We start from the raw sequence: 20,672 nt of genomic DNA on the forward strand, positions 1-20,672 counted from the left end.
GGCGAATTTGCATCTTATTTATGAGGTAGCAAAACGCTAAAGCCGAAGCCGAAGGTAAAATCCTTGGCAGCCTCAGAAAGACCAAACCCAGTCATCAAATCTATCTGCATATTGGGCTTAATAGCATAAGTTAGACCAACGTTTCCATAATGTTCATGTTCACTTTCATCTATTAATACCCCGTTAAGCTCTGCAAACGCAGATAGCTTACCCGTTTTACTTAATACTCTAGAGGCATAAGCACTGTATACCACACCTGTTTGGCTTGATTCATCATAATAATTCACCCCAAAGTTACCCCCTATGGATAGCCTTTCACTTATCAGGTGATCAACCATAAGCCTAAAGTCAACTTGCGTATTAAAGCTATCAAAATCATTAACATCAAAAAGGTTTCCACCAAACATCCCCTGAACACTCAGCTGGGTTTTCTCTTTTAATGGCACCAAATTAACTTTCGCTCCAATTAAAGTCGGAATACCTCGAATACTGGAGGTCATATTATAAGTACCATCCGGCTCAGTTATACTAAATCGATTAAGGCTTTGTGAAAGCCTAAGCTCAACAGACCTACCCAAACCGTAGCGAACAAGCGTGGTATTTAAATTATACTCACGGAACTCATAATCTGAGTCAATTTTATTCTCGGAATAAAAGTAGCCGGTTTCTATTTGAAAGCTCCCCTTAGGCAAAAGGAAGGAGGACACCGATGACTTTGGGCGATCGGTGATGAGGTTTGAAACATCCTGTGCATTAATGGCTGTAGTAAACAAACAGAGCAGAAGAGGTATTATGTACATGTTTTTCATAATACACAACTAGCATATAATCTCAATTAAATCCTATATAACACAACTTCGTTTAACATATTTTACCTTAAAAATCATTAACACAACAGTTTCGATTACTTAAGTCTGAAAAGTGAGCTTATAGCTTACCAATACCTATATCAGTTAAGAAAAGTAGAAATAGATGGTTTCATAAGAGGCCATGAGGATACGACACATTCGATAGTTTTATTCTTGTACGAAAAGAATGAGTGAAATAAAAAAGCCCAATCAATGGGCTAACAATTTTAAAGAAAACGCTCAATGCGTGCCTATTTATGCGGTATTAAAGCACTAAACCCGAAACCAAAAGTAAAGTCGTTTGCGAATTCTGAAAGGCCAAAGCCAACCATGGCATCTACCTGCATGGTAGGGTTAATGGCATAAGTAAAACCTGCGTCAATTTCGTGAGAGTCTGGTAAGAATGCATCATCCCCAAACAGACTACCGAAGAATTCTAAGTACAAACCTGCTGCATTTGAAAGTGAAGCAGCACCATATACGGAATACGCAAAACCAGTATCTTCAAACCCATTTAGTACTCTTGCGGCTACGTTTCCACCTACTGAAAAATTATCAGCAATCACTTGATCTATCATCAATCGTAAATCAGCCTGACCAAATTCACCATCTTCCATAAATAGGTCTCCACCAACCATTCCCTGAAAACTCAACTGTGTATTAGACTCACCAAGCTCTACAATGTTTGCTTTGAAACCGATGAGGGTTGGAACAACCTGAACATCGCTAGTAATACGTCCGTCCCCATAATTCACACGAACCTTATTAAGTCCTTGTGTAAGTTTTAATTCGAACTTATCGGAAACCCCATACCTCAAAGCTGTAGAATTGAGCGTAATGGCTTGAATTTTTATATTATCTGACCCCAGCAATTCCTCGTTGAATTCGGCATATAGAAAACCTGTTTCAATCTGGAAATCGCCTTTTCTTAGCAAGTAAGCCGACTCAGAAGCACTTGGTCGGTCAGTATTAATTTTTGGCCCATCTTGTGCCTTTAGCAATAAGCTGGAAAGGCACAGTGAAATGATAAATAGGTAAGTTCTTCTCATAGCAACAAACTTATATTAAATCGTCATTTATTACTAAATGAACGCAAGGATTTTTTGAGCTCGGCACGACTCATGTATGCGAACGACCGGCCTTCGACCCTCATGTCTTTATTTAAAAAAATGAGTACTGGTGGTGCAAAAACACTGTTTTTCCTCATTGCTAGCAGGTTTACAATTGGGTGGAAACGCTGCCCTTCTAACCCAGAATAGTTCAAACCATCAAACATCACAGCTTCTTTCGATTCGGCATCAAAACGTACCGCATAATAAGCCGCCAACTCCTTGACGATTTCGGGATGATTGAACGATTCTCGCTCCATCTTTTTGCAATAGGCACACCAACTCGTGTAGAATTCCACAAAAACAGGCTTTGGTTCGGCCGCCATAGCTGAATCTAGTTGTTCAAAGCTCAGCCAATTTACTTTCTGCCCTTTAAGTGAAAAGGCTACAACTGAAAACAAAGATATAAGCAGAAGCAGTCTCATTAATCTCTATTGCCAATTTTTAAGCCTACAAAGTAAGTTCGTGGTCTGCCCGGACCATAGATGTAATCAGAATCTCTCGTTGGTCCTGTCTGAAAGTCGCTTTGATAACTATTCCAAAGGTTCTGCACGCCTGCACTTGCCTCCAAGTGCAATTTGCTACCCAAATGAAAATGATGCGCCACCTTTATGGTACTATCCCAAAACCAGTCCGAATTGCGAATAACCATTTGGCCGGTGCTTTGTAAAATTTCCGGCACCTTCATTGGCCCAGTAAGCACATTGGCGAAAGAAAATTGCCAATCCTTTTCGGTACTATAACTCACATTGAAAAAACCATAATGGTTAGGCATACGCATAAACTCATCGCTCACAACTGTGCTACCCTCTGCACTACCTTCAGGTTCAAACAACACTTGTTCCTCCACATACCTTGATTGCTGTAAAGTAAAACCCGACTGATACGTCCAAGACTGGGTGGCATAATTTAGCTCTAAATTCACCCCTGTTACATATGCACCCTCACCATTACGCACCTCTTCTACCAACGAGCCATTTGGCAACTGACTGCCAGTATTAACCAACACAAAAGGGTTATTTAAACGATTATAGAAACCTTCAATCACTAAACTAATTTGATTACTAGCCTCAGTCTGCGTATAACTAAAGGAGCCCGTAAACGCATCGGAAGTTTCTTTATCTAGCCCATCGGAAATAATTACGAACAGAGGCTCGCCACCTGCCGAAGAGATGTGAAGATCTTCATTAAAGGCTTGAGGAGCCCGAAATCCACGGGCGTACCCTCCTCTAAATTGCCAATTTTGAGACAAATCATACAGCATGGTAAAACGCGGGCTTAAAACGGAAAGCTTATTTTCTATGCTTCTTGAAATATCCCCCAGCTCATAAAGACCAGAAACCTTTGATTGATCAAAACGGACACCACTTAATAGCTTTAACCTATCATTGGTTTGCCATTCCCATTGAATAAACGCCCCCAAATTTGTTACCTGTTGATCTACGATTCTATTATATCCCGGGATTCTATCATCGGTAGTATTATGCTGTAATTCTACACCCGAAATAAAAGCATGGGTACCGCCATTGGCATGGCTCCATTGCACCCCACTTACTAAAGCCTGATCAGTTGTTTCACCATAAGCATTAGCTGCCAACAAACTATCTTGAGCGGTGTAACTCCCTCCCAAACCTCCATAATAACTATCGCGATCTGTATGCTGAATAGAACCGTACAGTGAAAGCTTATCAATACCGTCATTCAAAATCTGATCTACATTCAAACCGCCCATCACAATATTATGATCTAGCTGTTCGGTGATATCAGTGTATTCAGGAGGGAGAGAAAGCAGGTTCCCTCCTCTCCTGTATTCATCAATTAAACTGGCATCTAAAGTAAGTTTGGTAGAAGGCCTTGGCTTGTAGAAAAACTTAGTGCCAACAGAGGCCGATTCGAGCTCAACCATCTCGGTAAAACCATCACCATTTGCATCGTAAGATTCGCGGTTTCTCAAGCTTGCAAAACCAGATATTCCGTAGGCTAAATCGTTGGCCACGTAGGCTCCATTTATGGTATGATTGAAGTCATTCGACTGCCCATCGATCGAGGCGTAATTTGACTTAACCTCCCAAGTATTAAGCACAGGTTCTTTAGTAATAATATTGATAGTTCCGGCTATGGCATTCGAACCGTAGAGGGCAGAGCCACCACCTTTAACAACCTCAATCCTGTCGATCATATAAACTGGAATTTGCTCCAATCCATACACACCTACAAGTGCAGAAAACACCGGCCGGCTATTCACCAATACTTGAGTATACGGACCTTCGAGACCGTTCATGCGAACTTGGGTAAATCCACAATTCTGACAATTCGTTTCCACCCTCAAACCGGGTTGAAAATTAAGCCCTTCTGCCAGATTAACTGACTGAGTTAAGTTCAATGTTTTCTGCCCGATCACATCTACTCGAACTGGTGCTTCTCTTCGGTTTTGTTCATATCGAGAAGCACTAACCACCACATCATCTAAGCCAAGTACATCGGGGATAACATGAACTTCAACTGTTGCGGTTTTGTCATTTTCGACAGTTACTTCAACCACCTCATTTTTGTACCCAACAAAGGACACCACGAGCCGAACTACTCCTACTGGAAGGTCTTCAAAAATAAACCGACCATGCTCATTGGTTACAGTAGCCCTATTGGTATTACCGACCACCACCACTGCGCTTTGCAGTGGACCTTCAAAATCTTTGACAATACCTACGATACTTCCTTGAGCAAAAGACGATAGGTAGCAAAAAACAAGACAGCTGGAAAGTAAAAGACACCTCATATTTGGCTTAAAAGTTTTTACAAACCTAAGCCATCAATAAGTTAGTTCAAATAATATTTTTAGATATTATCTATTTTAATTTTTAGATTAATCTAAATTAATTAGATTAAAAACTATCATTCAGTATTTTAACTGACATCTATTTATGTCTTTCTTTAAGTATAGACACAACATCAGAAAGAGAAAACCCTTTAGCTTCAAGCAGCATCATATAGTGAAAAAGCAAGTCTGCAGACTCGTCTAGAAAGAGTTTATCATCATTATCTTTAGCTTCAATCACCACCTCAACAGCTTCTTCTCCTACCTTTTGCGCAACCTTATTTATTCCTTTAGAAAAAAGTCGAGCTACATAAGACTCGTCAGTTGGCAACTGCCTTCTCTCCTTTATAACATCGGTAAGATAACCTAAGAATTGAAGATCGTTCTTATTCTCTTCTTGCCAACAAGTATCTGTTCCCGTGTGGCACGTTGGGCCCTCCGGATTGACTTTTACCAAGAGCGCATCTTGATCACAGTCGGGAGAAATAGACACCAACCTCAGGTAGTTTTCCGAAGTCTCACCTTTGGTCCAAAGTCGATTTTTGGAGCGGCTGAAAAAGGTCACTTTCTGCGTAGCTAAAGTCTTCTCCAATGCCTCTTCATTCATGTACCCGAGCATTAAAACCTTGCCCGTTCGCGCATCCTGAATGATAGCCGGAATTAGACCATCCTCCTTACTAAAATCCAATTCTTTTATTGATGATAATGTTCTCATATTTCTATCCTTACCGGGATGTTTTCAGTATTCAAATAATTCTTTAATGCTGGAATTGAAATTTCTCCAAAGTGAAAAATACTTGCCGCTAATGCCGCATCCGATTTGCCTTTAGTAAAGGAATCTACAAAGTGATTCATAGCCCCAGCTCCCCCTGATGCAATCACCGGAATAGACAACATCTCAGACACCTCTGCAGTCAGCGCATCGGCAAATCCCGCCTTGGTTCCATCATGGTCCATAGAGGTTAAAAGTATCTCTCCGGCACCCCTGTCCTGCACCTCTTTTGCCCATGAAATTGTGCGTAACTCGGTAGCTGTCCTACCCCCTCTCACATGCACAATATGTTCACCATTTACCAAGCGTGTATCAATCGCTACAACTACGCATTGACTTCCAAATTCCAAGGCTAATTCATTGATCAATTCGGGACGCTTTACAGCCGAAGAATTGATCGAAATCTTATCGGCTCCGGCATCCAACAAAGCCGACACATCCTCCTTAGTACTAATACCACCACCTACCGTAAATGGAATATTTATTTCAGCAGCTACACGTTTCACCAGCTCCACCAATGTCTTCCTTTTTTCTACCGTGGCAGTAATATCCAGAAAGACCAATTCATCGGCTCCCTCTCTTGCATATTGAGCAGCCAGCTCCACAGGATCACCAGCATCGCGTAGCTCCACAAAGTTTACGCCTTTTACTGTTCTGCCATCTTTAATATCTAGGCAGGGAATAATTCTTTTTGTTAACACCTTCTTTCTTTTTAATGGATGTTTTATGAATTGAATGCAGCCAACTCCTCAAGGCTAATTCGGCCTTCATAATATGCCTTACCCACAATGGTTCCATACACACCAATCTGGCTCAGCGCTTCTAAATCACTTAGTTCAGCCACTCCACCGCTCGCAATTAGTCTAAGAGCAGGAAAACGCGCTAAAATTCGCTTGTACAAGTCTATTGCCGGCCCTTGCAGCATGCCGTCCTTGCTAACATCGGTGCAAATGCAATACTGCGCGCCAGCATCAATATACTCCTCTAAAAAAGAGAACAATTCAAGCCCTGAGTCCTCTTGCCAGCCGCTGATGGCTATTTGCTCGTTAATCACATCAGCACCAAGAACAATGCGTTCGGCACCAAATTCTTTCAGCCAGCCCTTTACCAGCGGCTTGTCTTTTGCAGCAATACTACCAGCCGTAATTTGCTTTGCACCCGCTTTAAATACGGCCTCAAGCGACTCGTTCGACTTAACACCTCCACCAAAGTCGACATCCAAATTGGTTTCCGAAGTAATAGAGTCCAAAATCGACAAGTTCTGAGGCTTTTGAGCCTTTGCTCCATCCAGGTCGACTAGATGAAGATTAGTTATACCAGCTTGTTCAAACTCTTTGGCCACAGCCAACGGACTATCTGAATACTCTGTTTTCTGATTATAATCGCCTTTGGTCAGGCGAACTGCCTTTCCATCTATAATATCTATGGCGGGAATCACTTTCATGATTTAATTCTTAATTTTTAATGGTGAATGTTTAATTAGAGAGAAAGGAAGTTCTTCAAAATCTGCTCCCCAACCTTGCCACTTTTCTCTGGGTGCGCCTGCAATGCATAGAAATTATCCTTATTTAACGCAGCTGAGAAGCGATTTACATAATTCGTTTCAGCGATAGTGTACTCGCTCAATTCGGCATAGTAGCTGTGCACATAATACACATAAGGCGCTTCGTTCAGCCCATCAAACAGCGGGCTATTCATCGCCTCTAGGTTGTTCCAGCCCATTTGGGGCACCTTCAATTTTGGCTCGAACTTCTTCACATTGATATCGAAGATACCGAGACAGTCAGTATCGTTTTCCTCAGAGTGCTTACAAAGTAATTGCAAGCCCAAGCACACCCCAAAAACCGGCTGTTTGAGTGACTTTATTACCTCATCGAGCTTTCGTTCTTTTAAAAAACTCATGGCTGTGCTGGCCTCTCCCACACCAGGAAAAATCACCTTATCGGCTGCTTGAATAACTTCCTGATCGGCAGAAAGCACAGGTTCAACGCCCAGTCGGTTGAGTGCATATATCACCGACTGGGTATTACCTGCATTGTAATCTATAATGACAACATTCATATACTCGAAAACTAAAAACAAGAAAAACGGTTAAGCAACCGTTTCTCTTTCTTTCAACTTTTGTTCAATCTTTGACTTTATCTCAGGAATTGACTCATACAACTGCTCGTAAGAATCGATGATGAAGTAATTCTCTTGCATTTTGTCCTTGCGGTATGGTGTATCCAATATCTTATCTACATCGTACTCAAAGTGGTTTGGCTCGTCTGAAAGCGAGAATTTTGTCTCACCAGATGATGATAGAATGCCTGCACCGTAAATTCTCAGCCCCTCTTCTTCGCGAATAAGACCAAATTCAATAGTGAACCAGTAAATTCTTGACAGCAAGTGAATGGCCCACTCATCATCAATCCATTCTTGACCAAACTTGCTAATAGCCTGCAAAAAGTCTACAAAGGCCTGATTAGTTAGCAACGGAATATGGGCGAACACATCATGAAACATGTCTGGCTCTTCTAGGTAATCCAATTCGCTCATTTTTCGCACCCAAGTGGTAGCAGGAAACTTCTTGTTCGCCATTAGATCGAAGAATAGGGAATCTTCTACAATGCCAGGCACAGCATAAATTTCCCATCCTGTGAGCTCACGCAAAATCTTATTGGTTTCTTCAAAGTTTGGAATGGCCTCGCCAGTAAAGTCGATCTTTTCTAGGCCAGTTAAAAACTCTTTAGTGGCAGCCTTAGGCAATGCCGGAAACTGCCGATCGAAGAGAATCTTCCAGACTTGCTGGTCTTCTGCTGTGTAGTTTTCGTAGTTCTGTTTCATTATTTTATTGTTTATCGATTCCATTTTGGGCAATAAAAAAACCCGGCTCTTTCGGAACCGGGTTTGATATATAAATTTCTTTTTGTCTAATGAAATTGCATACAGCTACCGCTTCCGACCGATGGGTTGGTAATAATAGTGATAGTGATATGCATGTACTTTACTCATTGCCCCAAAGGTAAAACCACTTTTTTTAAGCGCAAGCAAAAATTTGATTTTTTCCAATTCCATCACTCTCAATCACTCAAACAGCGGTTCACCCAAAATTGCTTAATTTTAAAGCTTAGTCTCAACTAAAATATGCGACACTTACTTTTAATTGCCCTGCTTGCGGTGCTTTGTACTGCTTGCAATCAAACCATTGATATTGACCCTGAAACTGGGTTTGAAATCCATACGATTCGAGCTGGGGCGCACAACTCCATTACGCGATCGGAGCCCTTTAATGAAATAGGGATTTCCATAACCGTCAAGTTCGACAACAGCGCTAATTATGCTTTGGAAAACGAAAACGATCAGGCGGACATTAATAAACTGATTGGCTTTTCAGATTGTGCCGCACACCACCAGCGCGAAAGTGCTAGGTTTGGTTGGCGATGGTTTGAAGACGAGCTTCAAATTTTAGCCTACGTTTACCGAGATGGTGACTTTATTTTTGAAGAAATGGGAGCTATCCCATTGGACACCGAGGTTGAAATGGAAATAAGGACACTAAATGGGCAATATCTATTTTCGGGAGAAGGGCTTGATAACGTAGCCCTAGAACGTTCGGCTAGTTGCAACACGGGCGAAAACTATTGGTTATGGCCCTATTTTGGAGGAAACCAACCCGCCCCGCATGACATCACTATTCAGTTGAAACGACAACCCATACTACAGTAAAACCCGGGCCATGCAGGTCAAGCATAGCACCGGGTTTAGGTCAAATCAACAACTCAAAATTATTCATTTACTTTAGTCAAAAGCTGTGCCATTTCGGCCAACTTTATCATTTCCGCTCGATAACCAAACTCATCGGCACCTTTGGCATTTTTAGCCATCTTGATCACGTCATTGTAGTTCAATTCTGCATAGTCTGTACCGCGAAGAAGCATTCCAAAACCCGCAACAGCAGCAGACCAGCGGAAGTTCTCAGAAGTACGGTTCAAGCTCACAGACTGATTTTTGATCACCGTATCTAGGTAGATAGAAGTGTCCTCATCTGGCTTTTTATAGCGTAACTTCACCGTCATTAAATCGGAGGTATTTCCGCTCAACTTTTGCTTTGCGGTTTGCTGATATTTCAAATCATCTAAGGGAATAAAACTACTCTCCACCCCTACCGGAATCACCTCGTACAAAGCGGTTACACTATGACCAGCGCCAAGTTCGCCAGCATCCTTTTTGTCATTATTGAAATCCTCATCATTCAATTTTCTGTTTTCATAGCCAATCAACCTGTAAGCCTGCACGGTAGCCGGATTAAACTCCACTTGCAGTTTTACATCCTTGGCAATGGTAAAAAGCGTTCCTCCAAATTCATTGACCAACACTTTTTTTGCCTCTAACAAGTTGTCTATGTAAGCATGGTTGCCATTGCCTTTATCGGCCAATACCTCCATTTTAGAATCCATGTAATTACCCGTACCGAAACCCAAAACAGTTAAGAATACGCCAGACTTGCGCTTTTCCTCAATAAATTCCTCCATCGCCTTATCGCTTGAAGCACCAACATTAAAGTCGCCATCGGTAGCCAAAATGATTCGGTTATTCCCATCCTCTAAGAAGTTTCTCTGAGCAATCTTATAGGCCAATTGAATACCTGCTCCACCTGCTGTAGAACCACCTGCGCTCAACTTATCTAATGCGGCCAATATCTTATGTTTGTCCTTGCCTGAAGTAGAAGGCAAGACCTCACCGGCTGCCCCAGCATAAACCACAATTGCCACACGATCCTCTTCTCTCATTTCATCAACCAAAAGCCTCAAAGACTTCTTTAGCAAGGGCAACTTATCAGGAGAATTCATCGAACCAGAAACATCAAGTAGAAAAACCAAATTTGAAGGTGGCAAATCTCGCACTTCCATTTTCTCGCCCTGAATACCAATATGCACTAGTTGATGTTGCTCATTCCAAGGCGCTTGCGAAACCTCATGCGACACAGCAAACGGATGCTTTCCTCTTGGCCCTTCATAGTCATAATCAAAATAGTTGATCATTTCTTCGAGCTTAACAGCATCTTTTGGCGGCAAAGAACCATTATTGATGAACCTGCGCATATTGCTATAAGCCGCAGCATCTACATCAATTGAAAAAGTACTGTATGGGTTTTTCCAGGGCGATTGAAAACCGTTTTCTTCAATCTTCGCATAGCTTTCTCTATTGGTTTCTGGAATATAGTGGTCGAAATAAATCAGCGCATCATTCTCCACAAAGTCTATATCCATCTCTTCTTGAACATCCTCTACCATAATATTCATTTGGGCTATGGCTGGCGCAGACATACTTTTCCTTTCACGCCTACCAGCATAACCCGTCACAACTACTTCTCCCAAGGCCTGCACATCCGGTTTCATTTTTACATTTAACCTGTCTGTTTTCGGAAGTTTTAGCTCTTCCGTCTTATAGCCTAAGAAACTAAAGACCAATCTATCTCCTGTTTCTACCTGAATACTGTAATGGCCATTTGCATCAGTTTGTGTTCCTTTGGTGCTTCCTTTAATTAGCACTTTTACCCCTGGCAATGGCAGGCCATCATCGGCACCGATTACTTTCCCTGAAATGGTTCGGACAGATTTTTGTTCTACCGGATTATGGAATCCAACCAGAAGCGTCATCATAAGAAATATTAATTGTTTCATGGTTTATGGGTTTTAGTTTCAATCTTTAGTCCTAGGATGCAGCGGGTTTGAAGATTCCATAAACGAGGCATAAAAAATTTGAAAATAATTTGTCGAAGGGCAACACACATATTGAACAACTAACTGATTTAGAGCTAGTAAACAGCTTTAAAAAGAATCGAGAAAAATCGGTGCTTGGCGTTTTGTATAAGCGCTATATGAGTTTGGTTTATGGACTTTGCCTAAAGTATTTGAAGGATAGAGCTGCAGCACAAGACATGACAATGCAAGTGTTTGAGAAGCTGATAAATGACTTACACAAACATGATGTGGCTAACTTTAAAAGTTGGCTTTATGTAATGGCCAAGAATGAATGCCTAATGTTTTTGAGAAGTCAAAACAGACAGAAAGTGCATTCAACAGAAAATTTAAACGGTCATGTTATGGAAATTCCGGCTGCCGTGCATCATGAAGATGAAAACGCACTGGAAGCCGACCTGACCAAGCTAGAAACTTGCATTTCTCAACTGAATGATGAGCAGCAACAATGCATTAAACTCTTTTATTTAGAGAGGAAATGTTATCAGGAAGTGAGTGATCAAACAGGCTTTGCTTTGAAAAAAGTGAAGAGCTTTATTCAAAACGGACGTAGAAACTTAAAGATTTGTGTAGAAACACTGCGTGAGCAAGAACAATAACCATATTGAACAATTAACGCCTGAAATTCTCAGGCTTTACCATGCCGGCAAGCTGAATGCCGAGCAAATGCATCAGGTAGAAAAGCTAATGCTTGACGACTCGTTCTATACCGATGCATTGGACGGTTTTGATGAATTCAGCGAAGCAATGCTCGATCAAGATTTGCACGCGTTGGATAATCGCTTGGATGAAATGCTAGAAGAATCGAAGCCAGCGATTTGGCTCCATTGGCGAAAATTAGCTGCGGCCGTAATACTGATAGGCGTATGTACCAGCATATTCCTTTTAACACAAAACGAAGCCCCATTACCTACTAAAGAGCTTACAGAAAACAAAAAGACCAAGTCTGTTGATACTACCGCAGTTGAAACCAAACAACCCGCTGCCAAAATAGATACTACATTAACTGAAACAGCACCTGCTCAACTGCAGGCCTCAGAAAAAGCACCTATAGAATTGAATGAGGTTGAAGAGGAAATCAGCATTGACTTGGATATAGAAGTTTCAGAAAAAGCTTTGGCTGAGATAATCTTTGAAGAAGAAGTTGGAGATATTGTTACCTCGCAGGCGGCAGTTGAGAATGAAAGAGCAGCCTTGCAAAAAAGAAATGACAGCTTACTTCAAAGTAAAGCAGCTGGAGTAGCTTCTGCTCGACTCAACACACAGGCCGAGGCTCCTGCAGCCAGCTTCTTACCTAAAGAAAATGTCTTGGTCGGTCAAGTTATAGATGAAACAGGCTTAGCACTACCCGGAGTAACCATACTTAAAAAAGGAACAGGTCAAGGCGTTTCCAGTAACGCAAACGGTTGGTTCTATCTAAATCAGCCAGATTCTAGCGCTACTTATTTAGCACAGTTTTTAGGGTATGTAACCCAAGAGTTTGAACCAATTTACCCAGACACTATACGTATACAACTTGAACCAGATGCACAGGCACTTGGGGAAGTGGTAGTAACGGGCTTGGGCAGACAAACAGTTACCGAACCCATTAAGGCCAAAGAAGCGGAACCTGTAATTGGTTATAAGGACTTCCAGCAATACATAAAAGACAACATTCGCTATCCTGATGCAGTGAGGGCAAATAAAATAAGAGGCCGCGTGGTAGTCAGTTTTACCGTAGAATCATCAGGGATAATTGATAACCTCATTGTAGAAAAGTCGCTTGGTTATGGTTGCGATGAAGAAGCCTTGCGGCTTATCAAAGAAGGCCCTAATTGGAATGCAAAAGTGTTGAGCGGAGGTGAACCCGTTGCTTCAAAAGTTAAGGTTCGAATAAGGTTCAGGCCTTAACCAGGTAGCCAGTTTTGACACCACAACAAAAACATGTCAAATCCATCGGTGAGGACACCGATGGTGGCAGAGGCACCATAAATTTACTTAGTTTTCTTAATCCCATATTCATTAAGATAAAATTCCATAATAGGCTGGAATGGCCCATACTTATGTTGTTCTGCCGAGAAGTTATCCGCCCACGGCCCATAAGGTGTTGAAACAGGCTTCTTTTTTTTATCAGGAAAATCAACTTCTGGATTACTTTTTTGTGGTCTATCAAAACTATTGATGTAAGCTGCCACATGATAAGCCTCCTCATCCGTTAACACCTGATTATCAATATCGGCTTGCAGATACGGCATATTGGTTTTTATAAACTCTGCAGCAGTGATCACTCGGTGCATTCCCGCACCATGATTAAATGAGTTATTACCCCAAAGTGGCGGGTACAAATACATGCCATTTTCGTTTGGCCTTTGTCCTTGCCCATCCTCTCCATGACAGACTAGGCAATGCTGCGTATAAACCTCTTTGCCTCTTATCAAATCAGCTTTTTCATTAGGAATATCAACCTTTATATAGCCTTTATAGCGCTCCTCCATTTCTTCCGGAACATCTTCGCTCAGCCATTTCATATATGCCACCATGCCTTGCATTTCCAGGCTATTATGTGGCATTTTATGCCCATTCATGCTGCGCTCCATACAACCATCAATACGTTCCAAAAGCGTCCCTTCCTTATTTTCTCTTCCTCTAAACTGTGGGAAACGATTAGCTACCCCCACAAAAGAACCTGACCCAGGCTTTGTTCCGGCCTCCAAATGGCAGTTCTGACAGCTAAGCATATTGCCAGCAAAGCGCTTTTTCGCGTCTTCTGATAATGGGCCAATAATTTCGGGACTCTTGGTAATTACATCGTAGCCGTATTTGATTAGTGATGCTTTTTCTTCACCCTCCAAATCGGTGGTAATAGATTTTGGTTTCCATGGCGTGTTATCTTCCACAAAAAACTGCCAATTGTCTCCCGAGGCAATAAAAACGACACTGCCAACACTCAATAGCACGAGCACAACAGCCAAGGAAAGTAGGACTTGTATTTTGGGGATTACATTTTTCATAGCCAAATCAAAATTTAGCTAGGTCAGGCTTTAAAAACTATAAGAAACTAGAAAATCTATATGGAAAAAATCCGCCCTATTGATCAAATAACGGTAATCTTCATTAATATCTTCAGCCAAAAAACGATAAGCCATATACAACTCAGCCCCCAAACCTTTTACCCAACGCTTACTAGTGAACTTAAAGGCATTGTCTATATGAGCCGAAGATGCCGTTCTGTATTTATTCTTTTCCGCGTCTCCTGGAAAGGGAAACCAACCTCGGCTTGCAGAAGCATACCACCTAAAGCTTGCCTCATCATTCGCCCAAGTTCTTTGCCACTTTACCATAACTTCTGTAGCATCCTGTAAGCCCTCCATACGCGTTCTTCTCTGAAAAGAATAGAAAGGCTCCACTCCCCAATCACGTGGCAGCTGCAACCTACCTTGATCCGTAATTCGGGAAGCATTCAATTGAATAGAATGCACGCCAAAGTCCTTCTCCAACCTAGCCCCAAAGTATGAGGATTGGTCAGACACCACATAAGTCAACTCTTCATCATCATTTCCTCCATTATTCACCTTATGCTGTTGTAAGTACATTAGCTTTAAGCGCAAATCGCTGGCGAATGAAATGGTCGGTTCAATAATGAAATTGTTCATCACATTGTCAGTGTAGAATTCCCACAAGTCGAAAGACAAATGATCGCTGACTTCAAAATTTGCATTTAAAACTAGTTGAAAGTCCGAATCGACATTCCCCAAATAATTGCTCAAGTCACCATCAACTTCGAACCCTAAACCACCGCGGCCAATGGAGTTACCAATGTTTTCGAATCGGGCCGAGAACCTAGGAGCAATACGGGTAAGCGCATATGCTTGCAGGCTAAACTTCTTTTCAAGCGGCTTGAATTGGTAGTAGACACCTTCTGAAGCCGCTCCCGGAAATGGCCAACCTTCTGTGTTGATTAAAGGGGTGTTTACCAAAAAGCGACCTACTTTAATTTGATGCTCGTTAAAATTGAGATTAGCACTTAATATGGGTAATTCGAAGTGAGTTGAACCCTCCATCCAAACAGGAGTCCACAAGTTGGCCTCATAAATTGGCCCTGAGTTGGTTGTAGGATCTACCCTTAAAAGGCCATCTAAACCATAATTGAGTAGACCATTTACTTGTGCCGAAAAACTTAACCATGGCGTTACCCGCTGTTCCACACCAACATTGGCATAGGAAACCGTAATGTGGTAATCCGTTAACTCACCTCGGTTAAAAGTCCCCATTGTTCGGGTAGTGATTCCACCGTAAACTTTTGTGGTTTTCTCTTCATTCTGCGCTAGCAAAGCAATGTTTACCAGCATAAAAACCAATAAAAACCCTCCTTTTCTCATTATCATTTATATGTACTAATGCGGCAATTTATGTCTTACCCGACCATATACGTAGGTACCTAATAAGCCAGATGCAATGGCTATAAGCATAACAAACACACCATTACCTACCAGTATAAACATGGGGCCAGGGCAAGCGCCAGTCATTGCCCAACCAAGGCCAAATATAGTTCCTCCTAATAAATAGCGAGGTATCGAAAATTGTTTTGGAGCAATTACAATCGGGTCCCCCGACATAGCTTTCATTTTGGTTCTTTTAATGATTTGGGTGATGATTATACCTAAAATTACGGCCGAACCAATTACGCCATACATATGGAACGATTGGAATTTGAACATTTCGTAAATGCGGTACCAAGAAACAACTTCTGCTTTGGTAAGGGTGATACCGAATAGCGTACCTAAGATTAAATATTTAACTAGTTTCATTGTGTTAAAGGCTTAAAACGGATGGAAGAATAAAGTAAATCATGAGCAGTCCTCCGATAAAAAATCCGATTACCGCGATAAGCGAAGCAGGCTGCAAATCGCTTAAGCCACTAATGGCATGGCCACTGGTGCAGCCGCCAGCATAGCGTGTTCCAAAACCCACTAAAAAGCCTCCGCCAACAAACATTATTATTCCTTTTAGGCTGAAAAGGCTTTCGAAGCTAAAGAGACTCTTCGGTACAAATCCAGCCCCAGGATCAACCACACCAAGCGCAGTCAAATCCTGCACAGTAGCGTCAGAAATGGCCACACTTACCTCGCTAGGCATTAAAAATTGATGAGCAATGAATCCTCCGAGCACTGTTCCTACAACAAACACCAAATTCCAGGTTTGCTTCTTCCAGTCGAACTCAAAGAACTCGCAAGACTTACCCGCACCAAACATTGAGCAGATGTTTCTAAAGTTAGCAGAAAGCCCAAAGCTGTTGCCAAAATAAAGCAATGCGAACATTACTACGGCAATAAGCGGCCCGGCAACATACCATGGCCATGGCTGCTGAATTAATTCCAATAAGTTATTCATGATGATTTTTTATAATAGGGTTGACCGGTCGGCCAACCCTGAATTTTTGTTTAGTCTAAAGTAGATGGACACACGTAATCGGTCACTGGTATTCCTGCTTCCTTTATAGCCTTAAACCCGCCAGCAACATCTATTACTTTATTGTACCCTCTAGATTTCAATATCGATGCGAAAATCATTGAGCGATAGCCTCCAGCGCAATGAATATAGTATTCAGTACTCTTATCGATTCTCGCCATTTCGTCATTTATAAAGTCTAATGGTGTATTCTTTGCCTTCTCAATGTGTTCCGAAATGTACTCCCCTGGTTTACGCACATCGAGCACATTGGCATTTCCAGCCTCCAATTCGGTTTTAAAGGTATCAGCACTTACAGAAGTTATTGTATCTACTTCCTTACCAGCTGCTTTCCAAGCTTCAATTCCACCTTTCAAATAACCAAGCGTGTTATCATAACCCACTCTCGACAAACGGGTTACCACCTCTTCTTCACGACCTTCGTCTGCTAAAAACACAATTGGCTGTTGCAAGTCGGTGATCAAAGCACCTACCCAAGGCGCAAAACTACCCGTAATACCAATAAAGATGGAATTAGGCACAAAACCCTTTGCAAACTCTTGCTGGTTTCTCGTATCAAGCACCAAAGCTCCCTCATGGTTAGCCATAGCTTCAAAAGTCTCCACATCTAAGCCTACGTTTCCGGTTTCCAGAATTTTGTCAACGCCATCAGTTTCGGCAGACTTATTCATGGCTACATTTTGAGCAAAGTACTGTGGCGGAGGTAATAGGCCATCAGTAACCTCCTTAATAAACTCCTCACGCGTCATGTCGGCTCTCAATGCGTAATTGTTCTTCTTTTGGTTACCCAAAGTGTCGGAAGTTTCCTTACTCATGTTTTTACCACAAGCCGAACCAGCACCGTGAGCTGGATAAACAATCACTTCATCAGGCAATGTCATCACCTTATTCCTAAGGCTATCATAAAGCATTCCAGCCAAATCATCCTGTGTTATATCTCCCTTTTGCGCTAGGTCGGGTCTGCCAACATCGCCAATAAACAATGTATCACCACTGAAGATTGCATGTTCTTTTCCTGTTTCATCGATCAACAAAAAAGTTGAACTTTCCAATGTATGACCTGGTGTATGAAGCACCTTAATCTTTACATCACCCAGTTCAAAAATCTCACCGTCAGTAGCCTGGTGAATATCGAACTCGGTTTTAGCACCCGGGCCGTAAACAATGGTTGCGCCTGTTTTCCGGGCCAAATCCACGTGCCCCGAAACAAAGTCTGCATGAAAATGCGTTTCGAAAATGTACTTAATAGTAGCCTTATTTTTCTCGGCCATAGAAACATAAGGTTGCGTTTCGCGAAGTGGATCTATAATCGCCACTTCTCCCTTACTTTCAATGTAGTAAGCTCCTTGCGCTAAACAACCTGTGTAAATCTGATCTATTTTCATTTGTCTAATTTTTCAATCTTAGCATGTCTAATACAAGACAATGGTAAATTACGTTCCTTTAAGCGTATAGCACAGTAACAAAAGTTACACTAAGCATTTCGCTGCAAAGCAATGGCTTTGTTTTCCGGCTTATTCTGACCCGAAACGGCAAAGTTAACCGCATTATCAGTTGTGAGAAAGAAGAACTCCTCAGAGTTTTCGGGCACTAAATTGTTGCGATAAAACGCATCGCGTACCGGCCCAATCACTTCTGCAAACAAAACTTTAATCTGCTTCTGCTCCAAACTCTCCATTAAATCGCGCAAGCCTGCAACCGCAGTAGCATCGATATACGCCACCGAACCAGCATCAATTACCACGAATTTCAGTCCTTTTTTACTCAGCGCTTCATTTAGAATTCTATCTTTTATGGTCTGAATATTTACGAATGCGAAAGGCGCATCTACCCTAATCACGAATACTTCTTCCCACAATTCTAGGTCTTTAAAGCGCTTAACATTTCTGAATTCACCAACCCCTCGTACCCTACCTAAAATAGCCATATGCGGATTGGCTGCTTTAAACAATAGAATCAGAATGCTCAGGATAATTCCCGACACGATACCCGGCACCATGCTAAATTGAAGGGTAATTAAGAATGTAGCCAAAAGGAGGGCGAATTCAATCTTATTGGTTTTCCAGAGCGTTTTAGCATAAGCCAGATCGACCAATCCCGAAACAGCCACCATAATAATAGCCGCTAAAATGGCATGTGGTAAGTGATAAAACAACGGGGTTAAAAAGAGCAGCGTAAGCGCCACCAAAACAGCACTTATAATAGACGCTAGCGGTGTATTTGCACCTGCCTGATTATTTACTGCTGACCGAGAAAAACCTCCTGTAACCGGATAGCTCTGAAACAATGAGCCCACTATATTGGCTGCTCCCAAAGCAATTAGCTCTTGATTTGGGTTCACCTTATAATCTCTTCTTTTGGCCTCAATAGCTTTAGCCACGGAAAATGCTTCCATAAAAGCCACCACAGCAATGGTTAACGAAAGCGGTAGTAACTTTTCGATTGTTTCCATTGAAAGATCAGGCAATATCATAGCCGGTAACCCTTCGGGCACCTCGCGTACAATGCTAACACCTGTATTATGTAGACCGAAAACCAGCACCACCAAAATTCCAGCTACTACTGCCACAAGTGCACCAGGTATTTTAGGATTAACCTTTTTAATACCCTTAATCAATACAATACCGGCTACTCCCAATAATAGCGTGACAATATGAGTATCTCCTACTTTACCAAATGCATCGATAATAATGCGGTGCACCTGATTACTCTTCTCTAAATTTACACCCAGCAGATATTTCAGCTGATTCAAACCGATAATCAGTGCTGCGGCAGAGGTAAATCCGCTAATTACAGGTTTGGCCAGAAGGTTGGTAATAAAGCCCATTCGAATTGCCCCCAATAAAAACTGAGCGACCCCCATAAAAAAGGCCAGCATAATGGCATAGGTTACGTATGCTTCGCTGCCCTCGGTGGCCATAACCGACACACCTGTGGCGACCAAAAGAGAATCCATAGCCACAGGAGCCACAGAAAGCTGTCTTGAAGTGCCAAAAATGGCGTAAATTATTTGTGGAACTACAGAGGCATACAAGCCATAAACAGGTGGCAAACCAGCAATTAAGGCATAGGCCATTCCTTGCGGAATAAGCATTATTCCAACGGTTATTCCTGCGAAAACATCGCCACTTAAGTCTGCCTTTTTATAGTTAGGCAACCAACTGAGAATAGGTAAAAATTGCTTCAAGCCTTTATTTATTGTTGCGAGCTACAAATGTAAAGGCGCCCGCTGCTTTTAAAAGTAACCAAAGTTACGAAAGCAGCACCACAGCAATTTGGTAGGGAATATGGGAGAATAATAGGAAAACAAAGAACTAAATACTAACTTAATGCGTTAGTAACGCAACACAACACTATTGATTAACTCGTTTGGAAATAAAGAAACCGAGAAGATATGGGAAGGATTTAGGTCAAAAAAACTCCCAGAAAACATACAGCAAATTGCTAGAAGAAAACTGAGAATGATTAACGGTGCACAGGACATTAACGACTTGAGGGTTCCTCCTGGTAATAGGTTAGAAAAATTGAGTGGTGATTTAAAAGACTTTTATAGTATACGAATCAATGCGCAATGGAGGATCATTTTTAAATGGACTGATGCTAATGCTTATCAAGTAGAAATTATTGACTACCACTAATGGAACGGTTAGAAAACATACACCCTGGTGAAGTGCTTAAAGAAGAGTTTCTTGAGCCATTGAATATATCTGCATATAAACTATCGAAAGACACTTTTATTCCGCAGACCAGAGTTAGCGAGATATTAAAAGGAAACAGAAGAATTACAGCAGATACTGCTTTACGCCTATCAAAATACTTTAGCAATTCGGCCAAATTCTGGCTGGCACTACAAACCGACTACGACCTAGAAGAGCAACGTATAAAGAAGGAAGAAGAAATCAGTAAAATTAGACCAACTACTGCGGCTTAACTTTA

21 protein-coding genes are annotated in these 20,672 nt (G+C 41.7%); 5 read left to right on the top strand and 16 right to left on the bottom strand.

What is annotated here, in order from left to right; translation table 11 throughout:
- Positions 1-14: 14 nt before the first annotated feature.
- From BMW98_RS16495 to BMW98_RS16535, 9 genes are all read right to left on the bottom strand, one after another.
- Positions 15-800: a transporter gene (locus tag BMW98_RS16495; protein ID WP_162844597.1), complete on the bottom strand. Its 786-nt coding sequence runs from the start codon at positions 798-800 to the stop codon at positions 15-17.
- A gap of 299 nt (positions 801-1,099) precedes the next feature.
- Positions 1,100-1,897 carry a transporter gene (locus BMW98_RS16500; RefSeq protein ID WP_090259942.1) on the bottom strand — a complete coding sequence of 266 codons (798 nt, stop codon included), beginning with the start codon at positions 1,895-1,897 and terminating at the stop codon, positions 1,100-1,102.
- A gap of 23 nt (positions 1,898-1,920) precedes the next feature.
- Positions 1,921-2,382: a thioredoxin family protein gene (locus BMW98_RS16505; RefSeq protein ID WP_090259944.1), complete on the bottom strand. Its 462-nt coding sequence runs from the start codon at positions 2,380-2,382 to the stop codon at positions 1,921-1,923.
- Complete coding sequence (locus tag BMW98_RS16510; protein ID WP_090259945.1) at positions 2,382-4,733, bottom strand: TonB-dependent receptor; 2,352 nt, start codon at positions 4,731-4,733, stop codon at positions 2,382-2,384. The genes BMW98_RS16505 and BMW98_RS16510 overlap by 1 nt, the downstream gene beginning before the upstream one ends.
- Positions 4,734-4,872: 139 nt before the next feature.
- Complete coding sequence (hisIE, locus tag BMW98_RS16515; protein ID WP_090259947.1) at positions 4,873-5,487, bottom strand: bifunctional phosphoribosyl-AMP cyclohydrolase/phosphoribosyl-ATP diphosphatase HisIE; 615 nt, start codon at positions 5,485-5,487, stop codon at positions 4,873-4,875.
- On the bottom strand, positions 5,484-6,245 hold the full coding sequence (gene hisF / locus BMW98_RS16520) for an imidazole glycerol phosphate synthase subunit HisF (protein WP_090259949.1): 762 nt from the start codon (positions 6,243-6,245) through the stop codon (positions 5,484-5,486). The genes hisIE and hisF overlap by 4 nt, the downstream gene beginning before the upstream one ends.
- 23 nt (positions 6,246-6,268) lie before the next feature.
- Positions 6,269-6,988, bottom strand: a complete 720-nt coding sequence (gene hisA / locus BMW98_RS16525) for a 1-(5-phosphoribosyl)-5-[(5-phosphoribosylamino)methylideneamino]imidazole-4-carboxamide isomerase (protein WP_090259953.1) — start codon at positions 6,986-6,988, stop codon at positions 6,269-6,271.
- Between the two features lie 35 nt (positions 6,989-7,023).
- Positions 7,024-7,605, bottom strand: a complete 582-nt coding sequence (gene hisH, locus BMW98_RS16530) for an imidazole glycerol phosphate synthase subunit HisH (RefSeq protein ID WP_090259955.1) — start codon at positions 7,603-7,605, stop codon at positions 7,024-7,026.
- A gap of 30 nt (positions 7,606-7,635) precedes the next feature.
- Entirely contained in the window at positions 7,636-8,394 is a 759-nt protein-coding gene (locus BMW98_RS16535) for a phenylalanine 4-monooxygenase (RefSeq protein ID WP_262501609.1), read from the bottom strand.
- A gap of 276 nt (positions 8,395-8,670) precedes the next feature.
- Between BMW98_RS16535 and BMW98_RS16540 the strand changes: the two genes are divergently transcribed.
- Complete coding sequence (locus BMW98_RS16540) at positions 8,671-9,252, top strand: hypothetical protein (RefSeq protein WP_090259957.1); 582 nt, start codon at positions 8,671-8,673, stop codon at positions 9,250-9,252.
- 59 nt (positions 9,253-9,311) lie between these two features.
- On the opposite strand, the gene BMW98_RS16545 is transcribed toward BMW98_RS16540, so the two are convergent.
- A complete protein-coding gene (locus tag BMW98_RS16545; RefSeq protein ID WP_090259959.1) occupies positions 9,312-11,210 on the bottom strand; it encodes a vWA domain-containing protein in 1,899 nt (632 codons plus the stop codon).
- A gap of 89 nt (positions 11,211-11,299) precedes the next feature.
- On the opposite strand from BMW98_RS16545, the gene BMW98_RS16550 reads away from it, so the two are divergent.
- Both BMW98_RS16550 and BMW98_RS16555 read left to right on the top strand, forming a co-directional pair.
- Positions 11,300-11,887, top strand: coding sequence for an RNA polymerase sigma factor (locus BMW98_RS16550; protein WP_245733628.1), 588 nt, complete (start codon positions 11,300-11,302; stop codon positions 11,885-11,887).
- Positions 11,871-13,178, top strand: a complete 1,308-nt coding sequence (locus BMW98_RS16555; RefSeq protein ID WP_090259961.1) for an energy transducer TonB — start codon at positions 11,871-11,873, stop codon at positions 13,176-13,178. The genes BMW98_RS16550 and BMW98_RS16555 overlap by 17 nt, the downstream gene beginning before the upstream one ends.
- An 83-nt stretch (positions 13,179-13,261) precedes the next feature.
- On the opposite strand, the gene BMW98_RS16560 is transcribed toward BMW98_RS16555, so the two are convergent.
- The 6 genes from BMW98_RS16560 to BMW98_RS16585 form a co-directional block, all read right to left on the bottom strand.
- Complete coding sequence (locus tag BMW98_RS16560) at positions 13,262-14,278, bottom strand: c-type cytochrome (RefSeq protein ID WP_090259963.1); 1,017 nt, start codon at positions 14,276-14,278, stop codon at positions 13,262-13,264.
- Between the two features lie 30 nt (positions 14,279-14,308).
- On the bottom strand, positions 14,309-15,646 hold the full coding sequence (locus BMW98_RS16565; RefSeq protein ID WP_090259965.1) for a hypothetical protein: 1,338 nt from the start codon (positions 15,644-15,646) through the stop codon (positions 14,309-14,311).
- A 15-nt stretch (positions 15,647-15,661) separates the two neighbouring features.
- On the bottom strand, positions 15,662-16,075 hold the full coding sequence (locus BMW98_RS16570; RefSeq protein ID WP_090259967.1) for a DUF6691 family protein: 414 nt from the start codon (positions 16,073-16,075) through the stop codon (positions 15,662-15,664).
- 4 nt (positions 16,076-16,079) lie between these two features.
- Positions 16,080-16,658: a YeeE/YedE family protein gene (locus BMW98_RS16575; RefSeq protein ID WP_090259969.1), complete on the bottom strand. Its 579-nt coding sequence runs from the start codon at positions 16,656-16,658 to the stop codon at positions 16,080-16,082.
- 50 nt (positions 16,659-16,708) lie between these two features.
- Positions 16,709-18,121 carry an MBL fold metallo-hydrolase gene (locus BMW98_RS16580; RefSeq protein ID WP_090259971.1) on the bottom strand — a complete coding sequence of 471 codons (1,413 nt, stop codon included), beginning with the start codon at positions 18,119-18,121 and terminating at the stop codon, positions 16,709-16,711.
- 89 nt (positions 18,122-18,210) lie between these two features.
- Entirely contained in the window at positions 18,211-19,923 is a 1,713-nt protein-coding gene (locus BMW98_RS16585) for a SulP family inorganic anion transporter (RefSeq protein WP_090259973.1), read from the bottom strand.
- A gap of 169 nt (positions 19,924-20,092) precedes the next feature.
- Here BMW98_RS16585 and BMW98_RS16590 point away from each other — a divergent pair, with 169 nt between their 5' ends.
- Together BMW98_RS16590 and BMW98_RS16595 are read left to right on the top strand one after the other, a co-directional pair.
- The gene (locus BMW98_RS16590; RefSeq protein ID WP_090259975.1) at positions 20,093-20,374 is read left to right on the top strand and encodes a type II toxin-antitoxin system RelE/ParE family toxin; all 282 of its coding nucleotides are present in this window, start codon (positions 20,093-20,095) and stop codon (positions 20,372-20,374) included.
- Positions 20,374-20,667: a HigA family addiction module antitoxin gene (locus tag BMW98_RS16595; protein ID WP_090259977.1), complete on the top strand. Its 294-nt coding sequence runs from the start codon at positions 20,374-20,376 to the stop codon at positions 20,665-20,667. Before BMW98_RS16590 ends, BMW98_RS16595 begins: the two co-directional genes overlap by 1 nt.
- Positions 20,668-20,672: the final 5 nt, after the last annotated feature.

It is taken from the genome of Roseivirga pacifica (assembly GCF_900111145.1).
Taxonomy (GTDB): Bacteria; Bacteroidota; Bacteroidia; order Cytophagales; family Cyclobacteriaceae; genus Roseivirga; species Roseivirga pacifica.

Bases quoted from the DNA above. Each gene is read 5' to 3' on its own strand.
- BMW98_RS16500 (WP_090259942.1), bottom strand. From the start codon at position 1,897: ATGAGAAGAACTTACCTATTTATCATTTCACTGTGCCTTTCCAGCTTA.
- BMW98_RS16540 (WP_090259957.1), top strand. From the start codon at position 8,671: ATGCGACACTTACTTTTAATTGCCCTGCTTGCGGTGCTTTGTACTGCT.
- BMW98_RS16560 (WP_090259963.1), bottom strand. From the start codon at position 14,278: ATGAAAAATGTAATCCCCAAAATACAAGTCCTACTTTCCTTGGCTGTT.
- hisH (WP_090259955.1), bottom strand. From the start codon at position 7,605: ATGAATGTTGTCATTATAGATTACAATGCAGGTAATACCCAGTCGGTG.
- BMW98_RS16595 (WP_090259977.1), top strand. From the start codon at position 20,374: ATGGAACGGTTAGAAAACATACACCCTGGTGAAGTGCTTAAAGAAGAG.
- BMW98_RS16580 (WP_090259971.1), bottom strand. From the start codon at position 18,121: ATGAAAATAGATCAGATTTACACAGGTTGTTTAGCGCAAGGAGCTTAC.
- BMW98_RS16495 (WP_162844597.1), bottom strand. From the start codon at position 800: ATGTACATAATACCTCTTCTGCTCTGTTTGTTTACTACAGCCATTAAT.
- BMW98_RS16575 (WP_090259969.1), bottom strand. From the start codon at position 16,658: ATGAATAACTTATTGGAATTAATTCAGCAGCCATGGCCATGGTATGTT.
- BMW98_RS16535 (WP_262501609.1), bottom strand. From the start codon at position 8,394: ATGGAATCGATAAACAATAAAATAATGAAACAGAACTACGAAAACTAC.
- BMW98_RS16565 (WP_090259965.1), bottom strand. From the start codon at position 15,646: ATGAGAAAAGGAGGGTTTTTATTGGTTTTTATGCTGGTAAACATTGCT.
- BMW98_RS16570 (WP_090259967.1), bottom strand. From the start codon at position 16,075: ATGAAACTAGTTAAATATTTAATCTTAGGTACGCTATTCGGTATCACC.
- BMW98_RS16545 (WP_090259959.1), bottom strand. From the start codon at position 11,210: ATGAAACAATTAATATTTCTTATGATGACGCTTCTGGTTGGATTCCAT.
- hisA (WP_090259953.1), bottom strand. From the start codon at position 6,988: ATGAAAGTGATTCCCGCCATAGATATTATAGATGGAAAGGCAGTTCGC.
- BMW98_RS16510 (WP_090259945.1), bottom strand. From the start codon at position 4,733: ATGAGGTGTCTTTTACTTTCCAGCTGTCTTGTTTTTTGCTACCTATCG.
- BMW98_RS16505 (WP_090259944.1), bottom strand. From the start codon at position 2,382: ATGAGACTGCTTCTGCTTATATCTTTGTTTTCAGTTGTAGCCTTTTCA.
- hisIE (WP_090259947.1), bottom strand. From the start codon at position 5,487: ATGAGAACATTATCATCAATAAAAGAATTGGATTTTAGTAAGGAGGAT.